Genomic DNA, 6,368 nt, shown 5'->3' on the forward strand with positions numbered 1-6,368 from the left:
AAGTGAAATAAAAAAATCTAAAAATCCTTCTTCCAGCTTCATTCCTATATCCATTTAAATGAAGCTAGCCTCTCATTATTTACCGATTTAAGCTAGATTTTTTTCATGAGGTGGCCCTGGGGAAATATACTAGGTATCTAGAATGAATATAAAAAAGATGTTATTTATTAAGAAAAGGATTTAATCAAAGAGAATAATAAATGTTAAGCTCTACCAGCGAGTATCTGCACGCGTTGCGGGCAGGAAATTATCTTTTGTTTCTAGAATGGCCGCGTTTTATTGTCCAGCATTATAAAACAACAATATTAAATGAGCAAAGCGCTGATGAGTTGGTCGATTTAATGATTTTTGAATGGCTTAACCATGGTTATTGTGAAGAGGATGCTAAATTAATAGCCTTACTCTCGAAACTAAATGATCGAGAGCCTAAACCCTTAGCTGGTGATTTAGAATACGCCTTGATTTCCATCTCAATTGCGGCCTTGCAATGCATGATTTACCAGAGTATGAATCTCACTAATAAAATCCTTTGTAAAGAAAGAAAAAGCCGCCGGGAAGTCCTTGAATTGATGAGTGGCAACAGTATTGCGCCCTCAATCCTTGAGCCTGCTTTAAAAATTCAACACGCAAATTTTTTGCAATGGATTAAACTCACTACTACAAGCGAGGTGGATGTGGCGCTTGGTAAAATAATGCCACTTCTTAACCTCCGCCAAACAGTTCGCCGCTATTTGGACGCTCTAGAACGACCAAGCTCGGTTAACGACGAACTAAAAGCTACTAGGCTTAGTGTTTTACGCCGCCTTAATACCTTTCTCTATGAACAAACTGTTTTGAACTCTAAGGTCCGTTATGAAATCGATGGTTATATAAGTAAACTTGGTGATTTAGCACCGCAAAAATTTGAGGAAGTATATATTATGGAGTTAACCTCAAGCCCCTTGTTGAAAACAACTTGGCGCGTTTTAATGGATCTTGGTTTTAGTTTTTTTCAATTATTGGATACCCAAACGAGCACTAATAGCTCAATAAACCCTACGAGCACCGCAAAAAAGGCGCCTTAAGGCTGGGACACTAAATCCCTGCGATAAATTGGTTTACCCTATCGAAATGTTCTTCCCATGTGGGGATTTTAAATTGCGATAAACGTTGCATCTGGGCTTTTCGATGCAGACTGTTTTCTTGGGCGTAGTCTAAAATCATATCCATCCAGGCTTTACCATCAATAGGATCGATATAATCTGGTATGTCTTGGGCTATCTCCTTGAAAATAGCTAAATTACTACATAAAACGGGTACTTTAGTGCTTAAAGCCTCTATTAAGGGAAGGCCATAGCCCTCAGCAAAAGTTGGGAAGAGTAAGGCCCTAGCATGGTTTAAATAGTTTTGCAGCTCTTCATCCGTCGCTGTAAGCTCAATGACGTATTGCTTCAGCTGGTTGCAACGATCTAATAAGGCTAGCGTTGTGCTGCATTCCGAGCTCCGTTTGCCGATAATGACAAGCTTGGGAGCCTGTGCGCCTAAATCATCGACTAATTTACGCCAGATGTATAAAAGTAATAAATGATTTTTTCTTGCCACCAGAGTACTGATTATAACAAAATAAGGGTGCGCTAAAGGGGCCGTTTTTGCGGCAACTATGGCTTCAAAACCTGGGGCTAAATGAGTGGGAATAGTTAAGGGTGAATGCAAGTTATTTAGCCTAACATACTGGGCAAGAATGTTTTGTGTATTTTTAGATACGCACAGGAGACCGCTTGCATACTTTAGACTTAATCTAATATTAGTTTCAAATTGCTTAGCATAACTAGGATCACTGTATTCTGGGTGGGTAATCGGGAATAAATCATGGATCATAATAATTGTTTTTATACCCAGCCGCTTTAATTGGTTGAAATAATTAGGATATTTCATTCCATTTTGATCCAGCTTAAATAAAAAATATTGATTATCTTTATTAATTTTTTCTGCCATATAAATGGCTCTAAGTAATAAAGCAAAAATTGCCGGATAATGCTTAGGATTCCATAAAAGGATTAAGGCAATAATTTGTTTGGAGTAGTGCTGCGATAAGATAAATAATTTGCCGCGGAGACGATAAACTAATTGCAGGTTTTCGCCATAATGGCGCAAATAAGCTAAAATAACACGCGGTATGCCATGGGGCGGTCTTTTGCGCTTTAACTCCGTAATAATAAAGGTACTGTCTATTAGTAAACGAATGGTAGTCATAAATGAATTGACGATTCGTGTGCTAAAAGTGCTTCTTTGTACGGAAGCGCTGCCGGATTTCCCATATAACCGCCTAAGCCAGTTTTGCCCACCACCCGATGACAAGGGATAAAGAGGGCGAGAGGATTTTTCTTACAGGCTTGACCTACTGCACGCGGGCTACTTTGAATAGATAATGCAAGTTCACCATAGGTCAAGGTCCTACCTACAGGGATAACTAATAAAGCATTCCAAACTTTTTGCTGATAGGGGCTGCCATGAGGTTTTAATGGAAGTTGAAAGCGATGCTGATTATTAGCAAAATAGCTAGTTAACTCAGAATCTATTAACCGCGCCAGTGTTGTATCTATTGAGGTGCTTAATTTAGTGGTAAACGCGGCAGAGAAAATAAAATGCTCGTTATGTACGACCTCAAAAGAACCCAAGGGGGTGCTAAAAACAGTACTAACGAGCATTTTGGACAATCTTAGTCGCCTTTTTTACCAACTAATTTTTCTTTAATACGTGCTGCGCGGCCAGCTAAATTACGTAAATAATACAATTTAGCACGACGAACATCGCCACGACGTTTTACAGTAATACTGTCAACAATTGGACTGTAAGTTTGGAAAACGCGCTCGACACCAACGTTGTGAGAAATTTTTCTTACGGTGAAGGCAGAGTTTAAACCGCGGTTGCGTTTAGCTATAACTACTCCTTCGAAGGCCTGTAAACGCTCACGAGTACCTTCAATTACTTTTACTTGAACTAAAACGGTATCACCTGGATAAAACTCAGGAATCTCTTTGCCTTGCATTTGCTCAGCATTTAATTGATCAATAATATTAGTCATGGACCACTCCTCAAATCGGTTTATCCTAGCCGGAATCACCTTGTTCGCATTTAAACTCAACAAGCAAGAGCTTGTCCGTTTCACTTAACTGTAGTTTTTCAAGCAAATCTGGTCGTTTTAGCCAAGTTTTGCCTAGAGCTTGTTTCCTACGCCAGCGTTCAATATCTTTATGATGGCCACCTAATAAAACAGGTGGAACCCTCATGTCATCTATTTCAGCCGGTCTCGTATAATGAGGACAGTCAAGCAAACCATTCATAAATGAATCTTGCTCTGCTGAACTCAAGTGCCCTAAACTGCCTGGTATCAATCGAGTTATTGCATCAATAAATACCATTGCAGCTAATTCACCGCCACTTAAAACAAAGTCGCCAAGTGACCATTCTTCATCGACATGATGCTGGATTATCCGCTCATCAATCCCTTCATATCGTCCGGCAATAAATAGCAAGGATTGTTTTTCCTCGGCTATTTTATTTAAGTCATCTTGCTTTATTACTTTGCCCTGAGGGCTTAAATAAATTGTTTTACAACTGTTTGGTAAAATCGTACGAGCGTGCTGAATTGCTTTATTCAATGGCTCATACATCATTACCATTCCTGGTCCACCACCATAAGGTTTGTCATCAATTTGCCGATAAGGCCTAGTTGACCAATCTCTGGGATTCCAGGTTTCAATTTGAACCAGCCCTTGTTCAATGGCTCGTCCAGTAACTCCATAATGCAAACCACTCAGGATTTCAGGTAGTAAGCTAATTACCCCAAAATGCAGCACTTAAAAATCCATATCCCAGTCAACGATGATTGTACTAGATTGAGCATCAATCTCTATAACAAATTGACCCGGTAAATAAGGAATTAAGTGTCTTTTCTCGCCTTGCACTACCAGTACGTCATTAGAGCCTGTAGGCATTACTTCTACTACTTGGCCAAAAATTTGATCCTGTTGGTTTATTACTTTCATTCCAATCAATTGATGCCAATAGTATTCGCCAGGAGCTAATGGCACCAACTGATCTTTATATATCGCTATTTCAATATTGGTAAGTCGGGCAACGCTTTCTCTTTCGGGAAAACCTTCAATTTGAGCAACAATAGTTTTGTTATGAACCTGAACAGATAACAATTTAATAGGCTGCCAGCTCTCATTTAAAAAAACATGCCAGTCGCTATAACTTAAAATGTTATCACTTGGTTCAGTAAAAGAATAAACGGTAATAAAACCTTTTATTCCATGCGGTCGTCCAAAACGACCTACTATTACCCAATCTTCCTGCGTACTCACTTTATATTAAGCAGCTGACTCAGAATTTTTATTAAATTCTTTAATTAACGCACTAACGCGATCAGACATTTGCGCACCAACGCTTTGCCAGTGTTTTAATTTTTCTGCTTCAACGTGTAGACGAACTTCTTGTCCACGTGCAACAGGATTGAAATAACCAATACGCTCAATGTAACTACCGTCGCGGCGTTTGCGGCTATCGGTAACAACCATATGATAAAAAGGACGCTTTTTTGCGCCGCCTCGTGATAAACGTATAACGACCATTATTTTCCTCTACTTTAGAGTGGTTACATAAAAATGCCGTGTATTGTACGAAAATTAATTCACCATGTGAAGTAATTCTGGCGATTTATTTTAATAAGCATTAATATTGACTTAATTTTGACTTAATTGCGAACTTTTTTACTAAATTTCCGTTCGCAAGAAGAATATAAGAACAATCTATTAGCTATTTAAAATCATCTGGCAGCATTCCTTTCATTCCAGGTAAGCCGCTAATTCCGCGCATCATTTTTTGTAAACCACCAGGTTTTGTAAATTTTTTCATCATTTTTTGCATTTGCTCAAATTGTTTTAATAATTTATTGACATCCTGAATTTGGGTTCCGGAGCCTTGAGCGATGCGCTTTTTACGAGAGCCAGCAATAATTTTCGGTACTCGTCGTTCTTTTGGGGTCATTGAGTTAATAATCGCTACCGTTCGGGCCATCGATTTATCATTAACTTGCTGCATGGCGTGTTGCGGCAATTGATTCATTCCTGGTAGCTTACTCATCATCCCAGAAATTCCACCCATATTATTCATTTGCAATAATTGTTGTTTAAAATCTTCTAGATCAAAACTCTTGCCTTTTTTTAGTTTTTTCGCCAGCTTCTCACTGGCTTGTTTGTCAGTTTTACGCTCAACTTCTTCAATTAGGGTTAGAATATCGCCCATTCCCAAGATACGCGAAGCCACGCGTTCGGGGTGGAATGGTTCTAAAGCCTCTACCTTTTCGCCACTACCAATAAATTTAATAGGTTGACCGGTTATATTACGCACTGATAAGGCCGCACCTCCACGTGCATCACCATCGGTCTTGGTAAGAATAACCCCCGTTAAAGGAAGGGCTTCATGGAAGGCCTTAGCTGTGTTGGCAGCGTCTTGCCCGGTCATACTGTCGACCACAAATAAGGTTTCAATTGGGTTTATGGCCTGATGCAGGGCTTTAATTTCCGCCATCATTTCGGTATCAACGTGAAGACGTCCGGCAGTATCGACAATCAAAACATCCATATATTGCTTTTTAGCTTGATCTAAAGCGCGTTGGGCAATAGTTATCGGTTGCTCATTCGCCTCTGAAGGGACGAAGGCAACATCAATTTGCTCTGCTAAAACTTTTAATTGTTTGATTGCAGCAGGCCGATAAACGTCGACGCTGACGAGCATTACCTTTTTGTTTTCGGTTTCTTTTAAATAACGAGCTAATTTGGCGGTACTGGTTGTTTTACCCGAGCCTTGTAGACCTGCCATTAAAAATACGGCAGGGGGTTGGGTTTTAAAGTTAAGCTCACTGCGCTCATCGCCCATTATATGAATTAATTCATCGTTAACTATTTTAACGAAGGCTTGATCGGGGTTTAAGCTGGTTAATACTTCTTGCCCTAAAGCTTTTTGCTTTACTTGTTCAATAAAGTCTTTAATAACAGGCAGAGCCACATCTGCTTCAATAAGCGACAGACGTACTTCACGTAAAGCATGTTGTATATTCTCTTCAGACAAACGTCCTTGACCGCGTAGATTTTTAAAGGTGCGCGATAAGCGTTCAGTTAAATTCTCAAACATAGCAAATACCTGGAAAAAATAAACACTATAGCACAGAGAGCAAGCCAGATGCTACTTTGTCAGGTAGCCCTCCAGGGTCACCTCATGAAAAATTTTGAGATAAGATAGTGGTTAAAATAGAATCATCCCATCCAGCATTTTTTCTGAGCCGCTTAATAGATTGCCTTTTCATCTGATTTTTAGTTAATTGA

The 6,368-nt window shown here is 39.4% G+C and carries 8 protein-coding genes; 1 reads left to right on the forward strand and 7 read right to left on the reverse strand.

The window, feature by feature from the left end; genetic code table 11:
- Window positions 1-200: 200 nt before the first annotated feature.
- Entirely contained in the window at window positions 201-1,064 is an 864-nt protein-coding gene (locus ELY15_RS12560; RefSeq protein ID WP_127100557.1) for a helical bundle domain-containing protein, read from the forward strand.
- Between the two features lie 10 nt (window positions 1,065-1,074).
- Here the strand turns inward: ELY15_RS12560 and ELY15_RS12565 are convergent, their stop codons facing one another.
- The 7 genes from ELY15_RS12565 to ffh all read right to left on the reverse strand — a co-directional run bounded on the left by ELY15_RS12565 (window position 1,075) and on the right by ffh (window position 6,177).
- Entirely contained in the window at window positions 1,075-2,232 is a 1,158-nt protein-coding gene (locus ELY15_RS12565) for a glycosyltransferase family 1 protein (RefSeq protein WP_127100559.1), read from the reverse strand.
- Window positions 2,229-2,687, reverse strand: coding sequence for a methylated-DNA--[protein]-cysteine S-methyltransferase (locus ELY15_RS12570; RefSeq protein WP_127100570.1), 459 nt, complete (start codon window positions 2,685-2,687; stop codon window positions 2,229-2,231). The genes ELY15_RS12565 and ELY15_RS12570 overlap by 4 nt, the downstream gene beginning before the upstream one ends.
- A gap of 11 nt (window positions 2,688-2,698) precedes the next feature.
- Window positions 2,699-3,064, reverse strand: coding sequence for a 50S ribosomal protein L19 (gene rplS, locus ELY15_RS12575; protein WP_127100561.1), 366 nt, complete (start codon window positions 3,062-3,064; stop codon window positions 2,699-2,701).
- Window positions 3,065-3,089: 25 nt separating this feature from the next.
- Window positions 3,090-3,839 carry a tRNA (guanosine(37)-N1)-methyltransferase TrmD gene (trmD, locus tag ELY15_RS12580; RefSeq protein ID WP_127100563.1) on the reverse strand — a complete coding sequence of 250 codons (750 nt, stop codon included), beginning with the start codon at window positions 3,837-3,839 and terminating at the stop codon, window positions 3,090-3,092.
- Complete coding sequence (rimM, locus tag ELY15_RS12585) at window positions 3,840-4,349, reverse strand: ribosome maturation factor RimM (RefSeq protein ID WP_127100565.1); 510 nt, start codon at window positions 4,347-4,349, stop codon at window positions 3,840-3,842.
- A gap of 6 nt (window positions 4,350-4,355) precedes the next feature.
- Complete coding sequence (gene rpsP, locus ELY15_RS12590; protein WP_127100567.1) at window positions 4,356-4,616, reverse strand: 30S ribosomal protein S16; 261 nt, start codon at window positions 4,614-4,616, stop codon at window positions 4,356-4,358.
- Window positions 4,617-4,800: 184 nt separating this feature from the next.
- The gene (gene ffh, locus ELY15_RS12595; RefSeq protein ID WP_127100569.1) at window positions 4,801-6,177 is read right to left on the reverse strand and encodes a signal recognition particle protein; all 1,377 of its coding nucleotides are present in this window, start codon (window positions 6,175-6,177) and stop codon (window positions 4,801-4,803) included.
- Window positions 6,178-6,368: the final 191 nt, after the last annotated feature.

Source organism: Legionella sp. km772 (assembly GCF_003989735.1).
Classification (GTDB): Bacteria; Pseudomonadota; Gammaproteobacteria; order Legionellales; family Legionellaceae; genus Legionella.

Coding starts and splice junctions, on each gene's coding strand:
- ELY15_RS12560 (WP_127100557.1), top strand. CDS start 201: ATGTTAAGCTCTACCAGCGAGTATCTGCACGCGTTGCGGGCAGGAAAT.
- ELY15_RS12565 (WP_127100559.1), bottom strand. CDS start 2,232: ATGACTACCATTCGTTTACTAATAGACAGTACCTTTATTATTACGGAG.
- ELY15_RS12570 (WP_127100570.1), bottom strand. CDS start 2,687: ATGCTCGTTAGTACTGTTTTTAGCACCCCCTTGGGTTCTTTTGAGGTC.
- rplS (WP_127100561.1), bottom strand. CDS start 3,064: ATGACTAATATTATTGATCAATTAAATGCTGAGCAAATGCAAGGCAAA.
- rpsP (WP_127100567.1), bottom strand. CDS start 4,616: ATGGTCGTTATACGTTTATCACGAGGCGGCGCAAAAAAGCGTCCTTTT.
- ffh (WP_127100569.1), bottom strand. CDS start 6,177: ATGTTTGAGAATTTAACTGAACGCTTATCGCGCACCTTTAAAAATCTA.